The following is an 18,281-nucleotide window of genomic DNA, read 5'->3' as shown; positions in this document are numbered from 1 at the left end:
GCAAAATGGATTTTTCATCAAAATTATTAGAAAGAGCAGTAGATGAAGTGAGTAGGTTACCGGGTATTGGTAAACGAACTGCGCTTCGTTTGGTGTTGCATTTATTAAAACAACCTACAGAGAATACTAAATATTTAACAGATGCTTTAACTCATTTACGTACTGATGTAAAATCATGTAGTAAATGCCATAATATTTCTGATACTGTTTTGTGTGAAATTTGCAATAATCCGAATAGAAATGCTGAAATAGTATGTGTTGTTGAAGATATTCGTGATGTAATGGCAATTGAAAATACAGCTCAGTTTAGAGGTATATATCATGTGTTGGGAGGAAAAATTTCTCCTATCGAAGGAATTGAACCGCAAAATTTACAAATAGATTCTTTAGTGAATAAAGTAAAAGAAGGGGAGATTAAGGAATTGATTTTTGCTTTAAGCTCTACAATGGAAGGTGATACCACTAATTTTTATATTTATAAACAGATAGAAAAATGTAATATTACTACTTCAACAATTGCTCGCGGAATTTCAGTGGGTGATGAGTTAGAATATGCAGATGAAGTTACGCTTGGTAGGAGTATTGTTAATAGAATACCTTTTGAGCAATCTATAAAAGGATAAAAAAAAGGTTGCTGTAAAAGCAACCTTTTTTTTACAACTCTAATTCTTCATCCTTTTCAATCAATTCCTTTTCAAACTTATCCCAAGATTTTTTTGCTCTTATTTTTTTGTAAAAACGGATACCTATCATCAATAAAACTCCAAAAAGAACAATACCTACAACTCCCCAAATCCAATTAATAGCGCTTTTTAACACGACTAAAAACACTACTGCAAACAAAATTACAGTTGGAGCTTCGTTAAATATTCTAAGTTTTGTAGGAGAATAATTAATTTCATCGCGTTGTAACTCTTTGTATATTTTTTGGCAAAATCCGTGGTAAAAATACAAGGCTAAAACAAATGCTAGCTTTACATGCATCCAAGGCATTTCTAGATAAGCGGGGTTTTTATAAAGCATCCAAAAAGCAGAAAAACTAGCTAAAACTAAAGAGGCCATGTAATAATATACCACAAGCGTTTTGTCATTAATTTATACTGCGTTTGTAAAATAGTTTTAGCGGGTTCGTCTTTTTTTTCGGCTTCTACATGGTAGATAAATAAGCGACCAATATAAAATAAACCAGCAAACCAAGTGACTACAAAAATAATATGTAATGCTTTTACGTATAAAAAATCCATTTTTTCTATTTAAATTTATTAACTGTTATAGTTTAGAGACGGATAAAAAAACTAATTAAACAAAGTTCTCGATACATTTTTTTTCGTTCCTCAAAAATTTACTCGAACTGACGTTTTTTTTTATTTAGAAAAATACTCTAAATTATAATTATATGTCATTTCGAGCACAGTCGACCAGACAATTTATGTTTTTATGAACTAAGAGTTAAAATTTATTAATCCAACCGGCTAAAACATCTGTCCATTCATCATTATCATTAATACAAGGTACGGTGTAAAATTCTTCTCCACCGGCTTCTAAAAACTCATGTTTTCCTTCCATGGCAATTTCTTCTAATGTTTCTAAGCAATCAGAAACAAAAGCAGGGGTAACGATAGCTAATTTTTTAACTCCGTCTTTTTCGGCTTTTTTTACAATCGTTCTATCAGTATAAGGTTGTAGCCAAGGGTCAACACCTAAGCGAGATTGAAAAGAAGTAGAAACCATGTTTTCGTCTAAACCTAATGCTGAAATCACATTTTTGGTTGTCTGATAACATTGATGGCGGTAACAAAACTCATGTGCTTTTGATGGTGTGTTGCAACAGCTACCATCTATTTTACAATGACTTTTTGTAATGTCTGATTTACCAATATGGCGTTCTGGAACTCCGTGGTAAGAGAATAATAAGTGGTCGTAATCTTTATCAGCTAAATAATTTTTAATACTGTTTGATAAAGCTTTAATATATTCAGGTTTATTATAAAACGCAGGAATATCTGTTATTTTCATTTCGGGAAAGAACTCTTTGCGAATTTCTTCAGCCAAAACCACAATAGTTTCGGTAGTTGCCATGGCAAACTGCGGATATAGTGGAACCAGCATAACTTCGGTGACACCTTTATCGTGTAATTCTTGTAATCCTTTTTTTATGGTCATCGTACCATAACGCATTGCTAAGGCAACAGGAAGTTCCGTTTTTTGTTGCACTTTTTTTTGTAGGCGTTCAGAAAGTACAATTAAAGGCGAACCTTCTTTCCACCAAATTTTTTTATAAGCTGCTGCAGATTTTTTAGGCCTCGTATTTAAAATAATTCCTTTCACTAAAAACGAACGAAACCAATAAGGAACATCAATAACACGTTCGTCCATTAAAAATTCGCCTAAATATTTTTTTACATCCTTCGGATCTGTGCTTTCTGGTGATCCTAGGTTTACTAATAAAGCTCCTTTCATTTTATTTATCTATTAAGCTGTTTTTATTTATCTGGTTTGTTGTTTCATATAAAGCAATACTTAAACTGTGTATTACGTTCATAGATGAATTGCGTCCGTACATTGGTATCGCAACTGTTGCGTCTAACAAGTCTGTGTTTTCAATTCCGTTTCTTTCGCTACCCAAAAGTAAAACTATTTTTTCTGTTGAAGTGAAATCAAAATCCTGAATATTTATACTATCATCAGTAATTTCAATACCGATAATAGTATTTCCTTCTTTTTTTAATTGATTTATTAGCAAGTTGAAATCACTATAGGTATCGTGTTCAATTTGATTTATGGTGTTTCTAGCAGTACGAGATACATTTCTGTTCTTTATAGAGGGCGAACTATCATGTAAAAATATTTTTTGCACTCCAAAGCTTTCAGAAATACGAAAACACATACCAATATTCTCGGGAGTTCTTATAGCGTCGCAAACAATAGTAATAGGAAACAGTTGCTGTTTGTTTTCGATGTCGTAATGTGTAAGTTGTTTCATTTAGTTGTTTTGTAAGCTCATTACATATTGTTTTGGTGTGGTACCAAACTTCTTTTTAAAGGCTGCGATAAAATGGCTAGAAGTACTGTAGCCAACTTGTAAGCCAACTTCATTTACATTGTATTGATTACTTTCTAAAAGTTTACGAGCATGTTCTATTTTATAATCAAACAAAAAACTGTAAACAGTGTCACCATATATTTGTTTAAAACCTTCTTTTAACTTCTTTAAGTTTAAGCCAACTTCGTTTGCTAATTCTTGTAAGGTTGGTGGCTCGCTCATTCTTGCGATAATAATATCTTTAGCTTGCCTTATTTTTAATATTTCACGATCATCAACTAAAAACGGGCAGTATTCATTTTCTGTATTTTCACCAGTATCAAAATGAAGACTCAGTAGCTCGTATGTTTTTCCTTTAATATAAAGGTCTTTCATTGAGCTATGATTTTGTGCTGTTAAAATTTGCTGCAAAGCCATTAAGGTGTTTGAGCTTATTTCGGTATTGTCGTAATATTTTTTATTCTTATTATCATCACTTAAAAAAGGAATGTAGCTAGCTTCTTTAGAGAATAGCGCATGAAATTTTTCGATAGTGATTAAAACAGATACCAAAGATGTTTTTGGTAAAATCTCTAAATTTATTGGTAGGTTTTGCTGTGGATTGTATAAAAATATAGCGTGTTTATCTAATACGTTAAAAGTATAACTGTTTTCATTAAAATGAAATTTACAATTTCCTTTTACACAATAATGTAGCTGTATATAAGAGTTATCGATGTCTCTTTTGTAAACTTCTGTTTTGTTAGAGTTATTTTGAAATTTTAAGACAAAAAAACCTTTTTCTAACAATACTTCTCTAAACGTACTTTCTGCGATGTTTTTTGACATAGATCAAAATAGATTTAAAAATAATTTATTTAGAATGACTCTAAATTGAAATACTGCCAATAGCTGATTTCATTGCAAAAATACACTTTATCTGTGTTTTAGAGATGTTTTTAGTTTAAAAAACTGATAACGACATTAAAAGTTCTTTCAGCGACATTTTTTTATATTTAATCTTTATATTTTTGACGCACCTTATTGAAGAAGACTGAATGACAGCGGATACACATAATAAGAATTTATATAACATAGGTGTTAGTTACAAAAAAGCGGATGCTACTATTAGAGGAAAGTTTAGTATTTCTAAGGAAAATCAAATACAACTTTTAGAAGAAGCAAAGCAGAGTGGAGTTGATGGTATTTTTGTGTTATCAACCTGTAATAGAACCGAAATTACTGGTTTTGCAGAACACCCTTTTCAATTAATTAGCATGCTTTGTAAATATTCGAACGGAGCGGTTGAAGAGTTTGCAGAAGTTTCTAACGTATATAAAAACAACGAAGCAATTACGCACCTTTTTAGGATGGGTACTGGTTTGGATAGCCAAATTTTAGGAGATTACGAAATTGTTGGTCAATTGCGTCAAGCTTTTAAATTAGCAAAAGAGGTAGGAACTACCAATGCATATTTCGAGCGTTTGTTAAATCATGTAATGCAAGCAAGTAAGCGTGTAAAGAATGAAACTAAGTTAAGCTCAGGAACCACATCGGTTTCTTATGCCGCGGTTCAATACATCATTAAAAATTCGCAAAATTACAATTCGAAAAATATTTTAGTTTTTGGATTGGGAAAAATGGGAAAACATACTTGCAAGAACTTAGCTGAATATACTCAAAATAAAACAGTAAGTTTAATTAATAGAACCGAAGAAAAAGCGGAGGAGTTTGTAAAAGAGCATCCATCTATAAAAAAAGTTAAGTATAATAATTTAACGAAAGAAGTAGCAAATACAGATATTTTAATCGTTTCTACAGGAGCTTCTGAAGCGACTATCAAAAGAGAACATATCTTAACAACTAAAGAATTGCTGATTTTAGATTTATCAATGCCAGCAAATGTTTCGAAAGAAGTAGCAGCATTAGAAAACGTTACGTTGATAAATGTTGATGAGTTATCTAAAATTACAGATGAAACATTAGCAATTCGTCAGCAAGAAATACCAACAGCCGAAGCCATCATAGAAACTCATAAAGAAGAGTTTGGTGAATGGCTACATCACAGAAAATTTACACCAGCTATTACGGCGTTAAAAGAATCGTTAAAAACAATTCAACAAGACGAAATAGCTTTTCATAAGAAAAAAATAAAAGACTTTGATGAATCTCAGGCAGAAGTAATTACTTCGAGATTTATTCAAAAAATAACTACACAATTTGTAAAGCACTTAAAAGCTGAAGAAACCTCTGTAAGCAATAGTATAGAGGTAATGGCAAAAGTGTTTGGTGCAAATTTAGAAACTATCCATGCAGAAGACAATTAGAATAGGTACACGTGATAGCCAATTGGCTATGTGGCAAGCAAACAAAGTTCGTAAAGAGCTGGAAGAATTAGAGTATAAATGTGAAATAGTGCCGATTAAATCTACTGGAGATCTTGTTTTAGACAAGCCTTTGTATGAATTAGGAATCACAGGAATTTTTACTAAAAATTTAGATATCGCAATGTTAAATGGCGATATTGATGTTGCAGTACATTCTTTAAAAGATGTGCCTACAGTTTTGCCTGAAGGAATTATTCAAGCAGCAGTTTTAAAACGAGCTAACTACAACGATATTTTAGTATTAAAAGACAACGAAGAGTTTTTTGGGCAACCTAACGGTATAATTGCAACAGGTAGTTTACGAAGAAAAGCACAATGGTTAAATCGTTACCCTACACACGAAGTTGTTGGTTTACGAGGAAATGTAAATACACGTTTAGAAAAGTTAGAAAATAACGAATGGGACGGTGCTATTTTTGCAGCAGCCGGATTAGAGAGGTTAGGAAAAAGACCAGAAGGAGCAATTAATCTTTCTTGGATGATTCCTGCGCCAGCACAAGGTGCAATTATGATTACTGCTTTAGCGAATGATGATTTTTCTATAGATGCGTGTGAGCAATTAAACCATTACGAAACACAAGTTTGTGTGGGGATTGAGCGTGAATTCTTAAACTTATTAGAAGGCGGATGTACAGCGCCAATAGGAGCCTTGGCATATGTTGACGCTAAAACAGAAGAAATAAACTTTAAAGGTTTATTATTAAGTAAAGACGGTAAAAAGAAAATATCAGTAACAAAAAACGCCAAAGTAGGACGTCATCGTTATTTAGCGAAAGATTGTGCTGATTATGTAATTAATAGAGGAGGAAAAGAATTAATGACTGATGATGTTGAGGTAGAAAAAGAGTTTTCTATCTACTCAACGAAGAAATTATCAGAAATTCAAAAAGAATTATTACCAGCATCTGTAAGTATTACAGATAGTGATTTTATTAAAATTCGTTTTAATAGAATTGCACCTAAGGTAATTAAGAATGAGATTGAAAATGTAATTATTACCAGTCAAAACGGTGTAGAAGCAATCGCAAACTCTTTTACTTCGGATGAATTAAAATTCAAAAATATTTACTGTGTTGGTCGAAGAACAAAAAAGTTAATCGAACAAAAAATAGGAAAAGTAGTAAAATCTGAAAGAAATGCTGTTAAGTTAGCAGCTTATTTAGCTAACGAAATAAAAGGACAAGAAGTAACTTATTTCTGTAGTGATTTACGTTTAGATACTTTACCAAATGCTTTAAAAGTAAACGAAATATCGGTAAACGAAGTAGAAGCATACAAAACAATGTACAGTCCGTCTAAAGTTGATGAGAAAGTAAACGGAGTTTTGTTTTATAGTCCATCAGGGGTTGAAAGCTATATGCAAGAAAATGTTGCTGGTAAAGTAGCTTTTTGTATTGGCGAAAGCACCGCAAAAGAAGCAAGAAAACATTTTGATGATGTACAAGTTGCTAATTTACCAACAGTAGAAAGTGTAGTCGAATTAGTAAAATTACATTTTGTAAAATAATATTTATAATCTAAAAAAAATTGAAAAAAGTTGTCAATAGAGAACATTTTTTCAATTTTTCACTTTTAACTAAAATTGATGTTTAGAACACGTAGGTTAAGAAAAACAGAAGGAATCAGAAGATTGGTAAGAGAAACCAAATTATCTGTAGACGATTTTGTTTATCCTTTATTTATAGAAGAAGGAACGGGAATTGAAAAAGAAATAGTTTCAATGCCTGGTATTAAACGTTTTTCTTTAGATACAATTTCTAAAGAATTAGATGAGGTTGTTGCATTAAATATTCCCGCTGTTTTATTATTCGGAATTCCATCTGAAAAAGATGAAGAAGGAACTGAAACTTGGAATGATAACGGAATTATGCAACAAGCAATCCGTTTTATTAAAAAGAACTATCCAGATTTATACGTAATTACTGATGTTTGTTTTTGCGAGTATACTTCACACGGGCATTGCGGAATTATTCATGACAACGATGTTGATAACGATGCAACGTTGGTAAATTTAGCAAAACAAGTTATTTCTCACGCAAAAGCAGGAGTAGATATGGTTGCACCATCAGGAATGATGGATGGAACGATAGATATGGTTCGCCAATCTTTAGATAATACAGGTTTTGTAAACTTGCCAATTATGGCGTATTCAGTAAAATATGCTTCAGCTTTTTACGGACCATTTAGAGATGCGGCAGATTCTGCACCAACTTTTGGAGATAGAAGAACCTATCAAATGGATCCTTCTAATAGAGATGAAGGAATGCGTGAAGCTACTTTTGATGATCAAGAAGGAGCAGATATTTTAATGGTAAAACCAGCGTTATCGTATTTAGATATCATTAGAGATTTAAAAAATAATTTCGACCGACCAATTGCATGTTATAACGTAAGTGGAGAATATGCAATGGTTAAAGCCGCAGCTGAAAAAGGTTGGATTGATGGCGAAAAAGTAATGATGGAAAGTTTACTGTCAATGAAAAGAGCAGGAGCTGATATTATTATTACCTATTTTGCAAAAGAAGCAGCAAGAGTATTACAAAACAAATAAAGATTATTAATTGTGTCATTCCTGCCAAGGCAGGAATGACAGAATATTTTAAAAGATGGAATTTAAAAAATCACAAAAGTTATATAAAAAAGGATTAAAGCACCTTGTTGGAGCAGTAAATTCTCCGGTAAGAGCATTTTCTTCAGTAGGAGGGAATCCGTTGTTTATCAAAAAGGCAAAAGGAAGCAAAATTACAGATGTTGATGGTAATACGTTTGTAGATTTAGTATTGTCTTATGAGCCAATGATTTTAGGTCACCGTCATAAAAAAGTTCAGAAAGCAATAGATAAAGCTTTAAAGAACGGTTATACTTTTGGTGCATCAACAGAAAACGAAATTAAATTAGCAAAAATAGTTTGTGATGCTTTTCCAGGAATGGATAAAGTCCGTTTTGTTAATTCAGGAACAGAAGCCGTTTTAAGCGGAATCCGTTTGGCAAGAGCATTTACAGGGAAAGATAAAATTATAAAATTTGCAGGTTGTTATCATGGGCATCAAGATGCTTTATTAGTAGCAGCAGGTTCTGGTTTAGCAACCTTAAGTTTGCCTGGTTCTAAAGGAGTTCCTGAAGGAGCGGTTAGAAATACGTTAATAGCAAAGTATAACGATTTAGAAAGTGTAAAAGCACATTTTGAAGAACACGACGATATTGCTGGGGTTATTTTAGAGCCAATTGCAGGTAATATGGGAGTTGTAATTCCACAAAATGATTTCTTAAAAGAGTTAAAAACATATTTAGAGTCTAAAGGAGCTTTGTTAATTGTTGATGAGGTAATGACAGGTTTTCGTTCTAAATTTGGTGGAGCACAAGAATTATTAGGTGTAGAAGCAGATATTACATGTTTAGGTAAAGTTGTTGGAGGTGGTTTTCCGGTAGGAGCTTACGGAGCACGTAATGAAATTATGCAAGAAGTGGCACCTTTAGGAGGAATGTATCAAGCAGGAACTTTAAGTGGTAATCCGATTGCTATGGCAGGAGGAATAGCTACCTTAACAGAGTTAAAGAAACAAAATCCGTATGAGAAATTTAATGAGATTGCTCAAATTATTGAAGTATTCTTATTAGAAAAAGCAAAGAAACACGGTGTAGAAATTACGGTAAATAGATTTGGATCTATGATCAATCCATTTTTCACGAATGTTACCGTAACTAATTTTGAAGAAGCACAAACTTCGGATACTAAAAAGTTTGCTACTTTCTTTTGGGAAATGATGCATAACGGTGTTTTCTTACCTCCATCTCAGTTCGAAGCATGGTTTTTATCATCAGCTTTAACAGAAAAAGATATTCAAAAGATTGCTAAGGCAATTGATAAAGGAATGGAAGCGGTGGCTAAAATGTAGAAATGGATTGGATTAAAACGATAAATATTGTGTCACTTTGTTTGCAATTTCTTTCCTTTTGGTTAGCTGCTCCAGAGATTTTGGGTACTGCATGGTTACAAAAAGCGGAAGCAATTATAAAAAGGACCATTATGAAAATCCCAAATATTATTCTCATGTTTATTAGTTTAATTATAGGGCATTTTTTTGCAAATGGAATTCATAAATATGAAATTAGAACTGTCATTTTTTTTGGAATTATCTTTGTCTTTGTTTTAGTTTTTTCAAAAAAAATGAGAACCTTACTAAATGAAAAAATTTCAACACCATTACTAGAGAAATTAATTATAAATGATAGCTTTCGTTTTACCTTGTTAAAAACGGCAGCATTAATGTTTACAGTAGGATTTATCTTACAAATAATAGCAATAGCATACTCATGATAAAAAACGACTTATTTTTAAGAGCATTAAAAGGAGAAACTGTTGATCGTCCACCAGTATGGATGATGCGTCAAGCAGGAAGATATTTACCAGAATTTCAAGTAATAAAAAAGAAATATGATTTCTTTACACGCTGTCAAACTCCAGAATTAGCTTCGGAAATTACTGTGCAGCCAATTCGTAGATACGGAATGGACGCGGCTATTTTGTTTTCAGACATCTTGGTAATTCCACAAGCAATGAACATTGAGGTACAAATGAAACCTGATTTCGGACCTTATTTACCAAATCCGATTAGAGATCAAAAAGGATTAGATACTGTAATCATTCCTGATGTTCATCAAGAATTAGGTTATGTGATGGAAGCGATAAAAGCTACTAAAGAAAAGTTGAATGATGAAGTTCCTTTAATAGGTTTTGCAGGGTCTCCATGGACAATTTTATGTTATGTAGTACAGGGTCAGGGATCTAAAAATTTCGACAAAGCAAAAGAATTTTGTTTTACAAAACCAGTTTTGGCACACCAATTGCTTCAGAAGATAACAGATACCACAATTGCTTATTTAAAAGCAAAAGTAGAAGCAGGTGTAAATGCTGTTCAGGTTTTTGATTCTTGGGGAGGAATGTTGTCTCCAACAGATTATCAAGAATTTTCATGGCAATACATTCAACAAATTATTGATGCTTTAAAAGACGAAGCACCAGTAATTGCTTTCGGAAAAGGTTGTTGGTTTGCTTTAGATAAAATGGCAAAATCAGGAGCTGCTGCTTTAGGTGTAGATTGGACGTGTTCAGCAAGAAATGCGCGTTATTTATCAGGAGGAAATATAACCTTGCAAGGTAATTTTGATCCCTCTAGATTATTATCTCCACCAGCCGAAATAAAAAGAATGGTACACCAAATGATAAATGATTTTGGTAAAGATAAATATATTGTTAACTTAGGGCACGGAATTTTACCTAACATTCCGCTTGAAAATGCGAAGGCATTTGTTGATGCGGTGAAAGAGTATAGTGTATAAAATTTAACCCCCATAAATAATTGAAAATGAAAAAATTACTACTTTTATTAACCCTGTTAGTAGGCACACAAAGTTTCTCACAAAAGAAGATATATTATAAAGATATTGTTGATGATTGTATTACTGTTTCAGGAAATGATGCAGCAATGTTAGACGATATTGTGTATAATTGTATAAAAGATAAGCATATCTCTAATTATGATTTCACATCAGTAGATGGAGAAACAATTAGTACAGACGCTATTGATATACCTATTGTTTTGTTGGCTGCAGCTACGTGGTGTGCACCTTGTTGGGGAGAAATACCAGCATTAAATAAGATGGTTGAAAAGTATGATGGTAAAGTAAAGTTTATAATGTTGTTTTGGGACACTGAAAAAGGTGTAAAAAGAATGGCTAAAAAACTAGATAAAAGAATTTTCTTGGTAGCATCTAAAGAATTAACAAAGAATAGAGCTACTATAAGAACTTCAGGTTTTATTCATAAGTTAGATTATCCATCAGCATATTTAATAACTGATAGTAAAAGAATTTTAGATTTTAAAAGAGGCGCGGTATCACCAACTAAAAGTATGGGTTGGGATGAAGTAAATAAAATTAACGAAAAAGAATTAGATAGTTTTATTAAACCTGTCTTTAAATAAAAAACAAAAATATAGTATGAAAACCTCTTTCTTATCAGAAAGAGGTTTTTTATTTTAGTAAAAAAATAAAAATGATTCAGAATATACTAAAGGGAATACAAGCTTATTTCGGTGCGTTTCAATTAATATCAAAACTTAAACTGTGGCAATATTTTATTGTTCCAATAATTATTAGTGTTTTAACTGCCTTTTTAATTGGAGTTTCAGCGTATGCTTTATCAGATAACATAGGTCATTACATTGCTGGAATTTGGAAATGGGAATTTGGGAAGCAAACATTTGAAATGATTAGTACTTTTTTTAGCGGACTGTTAATAGTTGTAATTGGTTTGCTTTTATACAAGCATATTGTAATGGCATTATCGGCACCTTTTATGAGTCCGGTTTCAGAAAAAATAGAACATTATTTAACAGGAGAAACACATCAACATAGAAAAACTTCTTTTCAAGAACAATTGATAAGAGGTGTTCGAATAAATGTAAGGAATCTTTTAAGAGAACTGTTTTTTACGATACCTATTTTACTTGTTAGTTTTATACCTATTATAGGCTTTTTCTCTGCAATTTTGTTATTTATTATGCAAGCATATTATGCCGGTTTTGGGAATATGGATTATACCTTAGAACGTCATTTTAAGTACAAAGAGAGTATCAGTTTTGTAAAGAAAAATAAAGGTACAGCAATAGGAAACGGACTTATATTTATGCTGTTTTTATTAGTGCCTGTTATTGGAGTTATACTTGTATTGCCATTATCGGTAACAGCGGCTACGACCGAAACTATTAAGAATATTCAACTAAAAAAAGCAATAGAATAAGTATTTTTGCTTCTCAAGAATTAAAGAAATGAAAGATCAGTTTTACGCATATATTCAACAATTACAAGATACAATTACTGCTAAATTAGAAGCTGTAGATGGAGGAGTAAAATTTAAAGAAGATAATTGGAAACGTACAGAGGGTGGCGGTGGAAGAACTCGTGTAATAGAAAATGGAAACATTTTTGAAAAAGGAGGCGTAAATATTTCTAAGGTTTTTGGAGAATTACCAGAAGCATTACGTAAGCAATTTGGTGTTGAAAGTGGTGATTTTTTTGCTTGTGGATTAAGTTTAGTATTGCATCCTAAAAATCCGTTTGTACCAACAGTACACGCAAATTGGCGTTATTTTGAAATGTATGATGGCGATGGAAATATAGTTACACAGTGGTTTGGTGGAGGACAGGATTTAACACCTTATTATTTGTTTGATGAAGATGCGATACATTTTCATTCGGTTTGTAAAGATGCTTGCGATAAACATAGCAAAGAGTTTCATCCGAAGTTTAAAGAAACTTGTGATAATTATTTTTGGAATGCTCATAGAAATGAAGCTCGTGGAATTGGAGGTTTGTTTTTTGATTATTTAAAGCAAACGGAAGAGTTTTCAATGCAAGATCGTTACAACTTTGTAACAGAGGTAGGTAATAGTTTCTTAAACTCATATGTGCCTATTGTTGAAAAAAGGAAAGATATAACATATACTAAAGAACAAAAAGATTGGCAAGAAGTTAGAAGAGGGCGCTATGTTGAGTTTAATTTAGTACATGATAGAGGTACTTTGTTTGGATTAAAAACAAACGGTCGTATCGAAAGTATCTTAATGAGTTTACCGCCTGTAGTTCAGTGGGTTTATAATCAGGAGCCAGAAAAAGGAAGTGAGGAAGCTAAATTATTAGAAGTTTTAGAAAAACCTAAAAATTGGGTTTAAATAACTTAAAGGTTAAGGTTATTTCCAAATTATATTTTTCCTTGTAATTTCATTATGTATGTTATGAACATGAAATAATCGTGCTCTTAAAAGATGTTTTCGTCCACGAATACTTCTAGTGTAAATAAGTTTAGATTTGCCAAGTTGATGATTCCAATGTTTTTGAAATAGTAACGCTTGTTCTTTTCTTTTGCTTAAAATATCAGGAACAGGATAAAAATTTTGAGTGTTTAATTTTTTACGAAACCAATTGGTTTTAATTATTAAATATTTGGGATTGTCAATAGGTTGTAACAGTTCCTCTAAGGTCTTAATAAATAAATTGCTTTCATATCTATTAGCACCATTAATAGTACAAGTAACATCGCCCATAGACAGTAAATCTACAACGATGTTAATTTCTTTTTTAGGAGTGGTTATTTCTTCTAATTCATATAAAGAGTTTAAAATTGCATAAGCCATTTTACGTATTTTTTTATGAACAAGACCATAGTGAAAATACATTTTAAAGGTTTTATAAAGTTTATAACCAAAAGACAAACCTAGGGTAGTTAGTAAAGAATATAAAAAATAGTAAAAACCTTTATACACTATTAAATTAAAGTTTTTGAAGATAAATTGAGGAAAAAATAAGGCGAGACTAATTAAAAGTTCAAGAATTGAATACTTAACAAAATCGTTTAAATAGGTTTTTTTTTGTTTTAAAAAAGCTTGATCTTTTTTATGATACAGCTTTATTTCGTGAGAAACTTCTTTTTTAAAACGGACTGTGTTTTTCCATTTTTCTGATATTAAAGACCTGTTTTTAGAGATAGCCTTAGCGTTATCATTTAGTATATTTATGTTTTCATCAAGAATAACATTGGGCAACCCTAAGCGTTCAATTCCGTTAGAAATAATATTTTCATCATTGTTTGAAATCCCTATAAAAGCATCAAAACGTTTTTTAAGTACCTCTAAATCTTTTCCGCCATAAATATCAGAAGTATCAATACATGCCAAATGCCAAATAATTCCGGTTTTATCAGGCACGTTATTATCAATTCTGATAGCTCTACCACGCATTTGATTTGAAGTAACAAAAGAACCTACTACAGATGCTAAAATTAAACTATTAATAGCGGGCGCATCCCATCCTTCGCCTAATAAAGATTTAGTTCCCACTAAAATTTTAATATGACCTAATTCAAATAATTTTGTAATAGTTGCTACTAGCGTGTTTTTAGAAGATGATTTTGATTGTATAAGTACAAACTCGGTATCAGAATTTAAAGGAGTTTGTGTGTAGTTTGTTATCGAATCAATTAAATCTAATTTAGCAATACAACTACAATGAATAATTACCAAACTACCAGACAGTACAGCTAAGTTTTGTTTATTTTTTGTACTTATTCTTATATGATGAAAAATAGGCACGACACCTAATTTATCAATATTTTTTACCTCGGTAGCAGTAACATCAAGATATTCTTTTCTTATATAATCAGATAATACAACGCAGCGTAGTTGCTCCTTTAAATTGATTTGTTCTTGTTTTACAATAGCAACGATACTCTTTAATTTACTCGGACTATTGCTAAGTGATTTATATAAAAAAGTATTTCCAATTAAGTTAACTTTTTTATTACTGTATAGAGATAGTTTTCTTAGCTTTTTTTCTAAAGAATTAACGTAAGTTTCATGTACAATTAATTCGTTTCTATCAATAACAAGAATATGCTGAAATAGAATTTCAATCCATTGATGTGTTATTTTAGGGAACTCAACAAACTCATCTTTTTCAAAACCTAATATTGATAATTTTTCTCTTGAAATAACGATGCCAGCTTCATTTAAAAAAATAAGTATTGCAGAAAAAAAGTAGAAAACTTATAAATTTCGTTTATATTTTGTTCTGTTTTGGTATAAAATCGATGCTGTTTTATAAAATTGATAAATTCTTTATCTTTTAATAGATCAGTTATAAAATTGGCAATTTTTAACCTAAAATCAACAATAGTATTAATTTCTTTATTTTCAGGTTTAGAAAAGTAAACGATATCTTGGTGCGGACATAAATTATTTTCTTTAACTAAATCTGGTACCAGAATTTCATCATCAATTTCACCACATAAATTAAAATATTTTTGAATTTCAGAAATCTCACTATCGTATGGTGGCGTTGCGGTAAGTGCAATTATTGTTTGTAAATGTTGTTGTTTTAACTCAAATAAACATTTCCACCATTCATTTTTTAAATGATGTGCTTCATCTAGCAGTAATACCTCAATATTATTTTTGGTGAAGAATAAAAAATAATCTTCTTTATTATCAAATGTTTTGTAAAAAGAATATAAACCTTGGTAAGTAGAGAAGGTAATATCAGCAGGTTTTTTTATATCAAAAGAGAATTCTTTAAAATCACAATCTTCCGTAAAAAACTCTTGCAATCTATTTTTCCATTGATTACGAATTGTTAAAGTTGGCGCTAATACGATAGTCTTTTTACCTATTCTTTTTAAAATTTCAATACCTAAAATAGTTTTTCCAGAGCCAGGCGGAGCAACAATATGAAAATGATTATCTTCTATGTGCTTAGAAAAGTTAGATAATATTTTGTCTTGGTAAGGACGCCAAGTGTGTAAAAATTTAAGTTGTTTAATTGAGGTTGACAAGTAACGCAGTGGTTGTTTATAAAAGTAAAATTATTTATGAAAGTAAAAATAATAAAATAAGTTTTAATACTATTTCTATTCTTTAATTCATTAAAGGATACAGCTATTGATAAAAATAAATAAATTCATTATTGTTTTGATAAATCCATAATTTTACAAGAGGCTATTGGGGTTAAATAATAAAATACTTTGATAAAACGCTTTATTATTGTGAATAATTTAAAATTGGTGTGTTTTTTTGTGAATATTTTAATGCTTAAAATATTGAAAAATGCATGTTTTTTAGTAATTTCGCGAAAGATTAAAAAAGATACAATGGCTAGATTTGAACTAAAGTTGCCTAAAATGGGCGAAAGTGTTGCAGAAGCAACGATTACTTCTTGGGTTAAAGAAATAGGAGAGACTATTGAAATTGATGAAACAGTTGTTGAAGTAGCTACAGATAAAGTAGATAGTGAGGTGCCTAGTGAAGTTGAAGGAACCTTAGTAGAAATATTATTTGATAAGGATGATGTTATTCAAGTAGGTCAGACTATTGCCATTATTGAAACTGAAGGAGGTGATACCCCTTCAAACGATACCCCTAAAAAAGCTGAAATAAAAGAAGCTGTGGTAGCAGTAGAGAAAACAGTAGAAGCTGCAAAGGAAGAAGTTTCAGGGACTATTGATACTTCATCTAGCGATCGTTTTTATTCTCCTTTAGTAAAAAATATAGCAAAAACAGAAGGGATTTCTTTCTCTGAATTAGAAACTATAAAAGGAACAGGAAAAGAAGGTAGAGTTACTAAAACAGATATTTTATCTTATTTAGAAAATAGAGGAAATCAACCTAAAGATGTTGTTTCTCCTGCTAAAGCCGAAAAGCCGAAAACAAAAGCGCAAGCAGCACCAGTTACTTTAAGCGGTCAAGACGAGGTTATTGAAATGACACGTATGGGTAAATTAGTTGCCAAACATATGGTAGATTCTGTTCAAACATCTGCACATGTGCAGTCGTTTATAGAAATAGATGTTACCAATATTGTTAATTGGAGAAATAAAGTAAAGAACGCATATCAACAAAGAGAAGGAGAGAAGTTAACCTTTACGCCAATCTTTATGCAAGCCGTTGCACAAACAATAAAAAAACACCCGATGATTAATATTGCTGTTGATGGCGATAAGATTATTAAAAGAGGAAATATTAATTTAGGTATGGCAGCAGCTTTACCTGATGGTAATTTAATTGTACCAGTAATTAAAAACGCAGATCAGTTAAGTTTGGTAGGAATGACTAAACAAGTAAATGATTTAGCAGGTCGTTCTCGTGGAAATAAATTAAAACCAGACGATATTCAAGGAGGTACTTACACCGTTACAAATGTAGGTAGTTTTGGAAGTATTACAGGAACACCAATTATAAACCAACCTCAAGTAGCCATTTTAGCCTTAGGAGCAATTGTTAAGAAACCTGCAGTTATTGAAACTCCAGACGGTGATTTTATAGGAATTCGTCAAAGAATGATTGTTGCTCACTCTTACGATCATAGAGTTGTAAATGGAGCTTTAGGTGGAATGTTTATTAAAACATTAAAAGAAATATTAGAATCTTGGGATGTAAATCAAGATTTTTAAATAACAACATAGTATAATAAACAAAGGCTTAGGAAATTTTTCTAAGCCTTTTCTGTTTTTGTGTATATTCGCTACAAGAATAATTAAAAATAAAAATTTAAAAATGAAAAATTTATTAGTTGCATTGTTATTAGGAGTAACAATGGTAAGTGTAGCTCAAGAGAAAGTATTACTTCGTTTAAATTATGAAAAAGGCGATGTTTATGAGATGAAAATGGAAATGTCTCAAAAAATGGGTGCAGGTTTAATGTCTATGAATACAAAAATGACAATGCATCAAGAAATTAAAGTCGTTTCTGATGATACATACGAAAGTGATATGAAAATTACTAATATGGTAATAAATGTTTCACAAGGAGGTCAATTAATGTCATATGACTCTAGTAAAAAAGAGGAAGAGTTAAGTCCTACAGATGAAGTTATGAAGGCTCAAATGGCACCAATGATGAAAGTATTAATAACAACGAAAGGAGACAATTTAGGTAAGATTATCGAAACAAAAGTTGAGCCTAATATTCCTAATGCAAATAATTTAACACAACAATCTAGTAATGTAGTTTATCCTGAAAAAGCAGTTTCAGTTGGTGATACTTGGTCTATGAATAAAGATGCAAACGGAATGAAATTGAATTTCGTTTATAAAGTAAATTCAATTACAGCTAAAAATGTGTTGTTAGATATTTCTGGTAATGTAGAAGGAGTTGGAACAGGTAATATTAAAGGAACCATGAATATTGATAAAAAAACAGGTGTCGCTTTAACCTCTAAAATAGAGATGTTAATGAAAGTTCAAGGACAGGATTTAACAACAAGTATGAATATGAGTATTACTAAAAAGTAAACACTATTTTCTGCCACTATCCTAAGAAAA

General features: G+C 31.2%; 17 protein-coding genes and 1 pseudogene. 12 read left to right on the top strand and 6 right to left on the bottom strand.

Going from position 1 to position 18,281, the window contains the following annotated elements:
- Positions 1-5 precede the first annotated feature (5 nt).
- Positions 6-623, top strand: a complete 618-nt coding sequence (gene recR / locus PG912_RS08495) for a recombination mediator RecR (RefSeq protein WP_275687190.1) — start codon at positions 6-8, stop codon at positions 621-623.
- A gap of 31 nt (positions 624-654) precedes the next feature.
- Here recR and PG912_RS08490 read toward each other — a convergent pair.
- From PG912_RS08490 to PG912_RS08475, 4 genes and pseudogenes are all read right to left on the bottom strand, one after another.
- A pseudogene (locus PG912_RS08490) lies at positions 655-1,244 on the bottom strand (CopD family protein).
- Between the two features lie 205 nt (positions 1,245-1,449).
- Positions 1,450-2,460 (bottom strand): ferrochelatase, encoded by a 1,011-nt coding sequence (gene hemH / locus PG912_RS08485; protein ID WP_275687189.1) that lies wholly within the window; start codon positions 2,458-2,460, stop codon positions 1,450-1,452.
- A 1-nt stretch (position 2,461) separates the two neighbouring features.
- The gene (locus PG912_RS08480) at positions 2,462-2,983 is read right to left on the bottom strand and encodes a TrmH family RNA methyltransferase (RefSeq protein WP_260585406.1); all 522 of its coding nucleotides are present in this window, start codon (positions 2,981-2,983) and stop codon (positions 2,462-2,464) included.
- Positions 2,984-3,871 carry a helix-turn-helix domain-containing protein gene (locus PG912_RS08475; protein ID WP_275687188.1) on the bottom strand — a complete coding sequence of 296 codons (888 nt, stop codon included), beginning with the start codon at positions 3,869-3,871 and terminating at the stop codon, positions 2,984-2,986.
- A 209-nt stretch (positions 3,872-4,080) separates the two neighbouring features.
- Here PG912_RS08475 and hemA point away from each other — a divergent pair, with 209 nt between their 5' ends.
- The 9 genes from hemA (at position 4,081) to hemF (ending at position 13,142) form a co-directional block, all read left to right on the top strand.
- Entirely contained in the window at positions 4,081-5,349 is a 1,269-nt protein-coding gene (hemA, locus tag PG912_RS08470; protein ID WP_275687187.1) for a glutamyl-tRNA reductase, read from the top strand.
- Positions 5,333-6,916: a hydroxymethylbilane synthase gene (gene hemC, locus PG912_RS08465; RefSeq protein ID WP_275687186.1), complete on the top strand. Its 1,584-nt coding sequence runs from the start codon at positions 5,333-5,335 to the stop codon at positions 6,914-6,916. Before hemA ends, hemC begins: the two co-directional genes overlap by 17 nt.
- 78 nt (positions 6,917-6,994) lie before the next feature.
- Complete coding sequence (gene hemB, locus PG912_RS08460; protein WP_275687185.1) at positions 6,995-7,960, top strand: porphobilinogen synthase; 966 nt, start codon at positions 6,995-6,997, stop codon at positions 7,958-7,960.
- Positions 7,961-8,015: 55 nt separating this feature from the next.
- Entirely contained in the window at positions 8,016-9,305 is a 1,290-nt protein-coding gene (gene hemL / locus PG912_RS08455; protein WP_275687184.1) for a glutamate-1-semialdehyde 2,1-aminomutase, read from the top strand.
- A 2-nt stretch (positions 9,306-9,307) separates the two neighbouring features.
- Positions 9,308-9,727: a hypothetical protein gene (locus PG912_RS08450; protein WP_275687183.1), complete on the top strand. Its 420-nt coding sequence runs from the start codon at positions 9,308-9,310 to the stop codon at positions 9,725-9,727.
- A complete protein-coding gene (hemE, locus tag PG912_RS08445; RefSeq protein ID WP_260585414.1) occupies positions 9,724-10,749 on the top strand; it encodes a uroporphyrinogen decarboxylase in 1,026 nt (341 codons plus the stop codon). The genes PG912_RS08450 and hemE overlap by 4 nt, the downstream gene beginning before the upstream one ends.
- A gap of 26 nt (positions 10,750-10,775) precedes the next feature.
- A complete protein-coding gene (locus PG912_RS08440) occupies positions 10,776-11,393 on the top strand; it encodes a TlpA family protein disulfide reductase (protein ID WP_275687182.1) in 618 nt (205 codons plus the stop codon).
- A 71-nt stretch (positions 11,394-11,464) separates the two neighbouring features.
- Entirely contained in the window at positions 11,465-12,211 is a 747-nt protein-coding gene (locus PG912_RS08435) for an EI24 domain-containing protein (RefSeq protein ID WP_275687181.1), read from the top strand.
- 28 nt (positions 12,212-12,239) lie between these two features.
- A complete protein-coding gene (gene hemF / locus PG912_RS08430) occupies positions 12,240-13,142 on the top strand; it encodes an oxygen-dependent coproporphyrinogen oxidase (RefSeq protein WP_275687180.1) in 903 nt (300 codons plus the stop codon).
- A gap of 18 nt (positions 13,143-13,160) precedes the next feature.
- Here the strand turns inward: hemF and PG912_RS08425 are convergent, their stop codons facing one another.
- Together PG912_RS08425 and PG912_RS08420 are read right to left on the bottom strand one after the other, a co-directional pair.
- Positions 13,161-14,558, bottom strand: coding sequence for a DEAD/DEAH box helicase family protein (locus tag PG912_RS08425; protein WP_275687179.1), 1,398 nt, complete (start codon positions 14,556-14,558; stop codon positions 13,161-13,163).
- A gap of 416 nt (positions 14,559-14,974) precedes the next feature.
- Complete coding sequence (locus PG912_RS08420; protein WP_275687178.1) at positions 14,975-15,796, bottom strand: DEAD/DEAH box helicase; 822 nt, start codon at positions 15,794-15,796, stop codon at positions 14,975-14,977.
- Between the two features lie 315 nt (positions 15,797-16,111).
- Here PG912_RS08420 and PG912_RS08415 point away from each other — a divergent pair, with 315 nt between their 5' ends.
- A complete protein-coding gene (locus tag PG912_RS08415) occupies positions 16,112-17,410 on the top strand; it encodes a dihydrolipoamide acetyltransferase family protein (protein ID WP_275687177.1) in 1,299 nt (432 codons plus the stop codon).
- A gap of 103 nt (positions 17,411-17,513) precedes the next feature.
- A complete protein-coding gene (locus PG912_RS08410; protein WP_275687176.1) occupies positions 17,514-18,251 on the top strand; it encodes a DUF6263 family protein in 738 nt (245 codons plus the stop codon).
- Positions 18,252-18,281: the final 30 nt, after the last annotated feature.

This window comes from Tenacibaculum retecalamus (assembly GCF_027941755.1).
GTDB lineage: Bacteria > Bacteroidota > Bacteroidia > Flavobacteriales > Flavobacteriaceae > Polaribacter > Polaribacter haliotis_B.
Note: the sequence above shows the minus strand (reverse complement) of the source record. Positions and strands in the feature narration are given on the sequence as shown.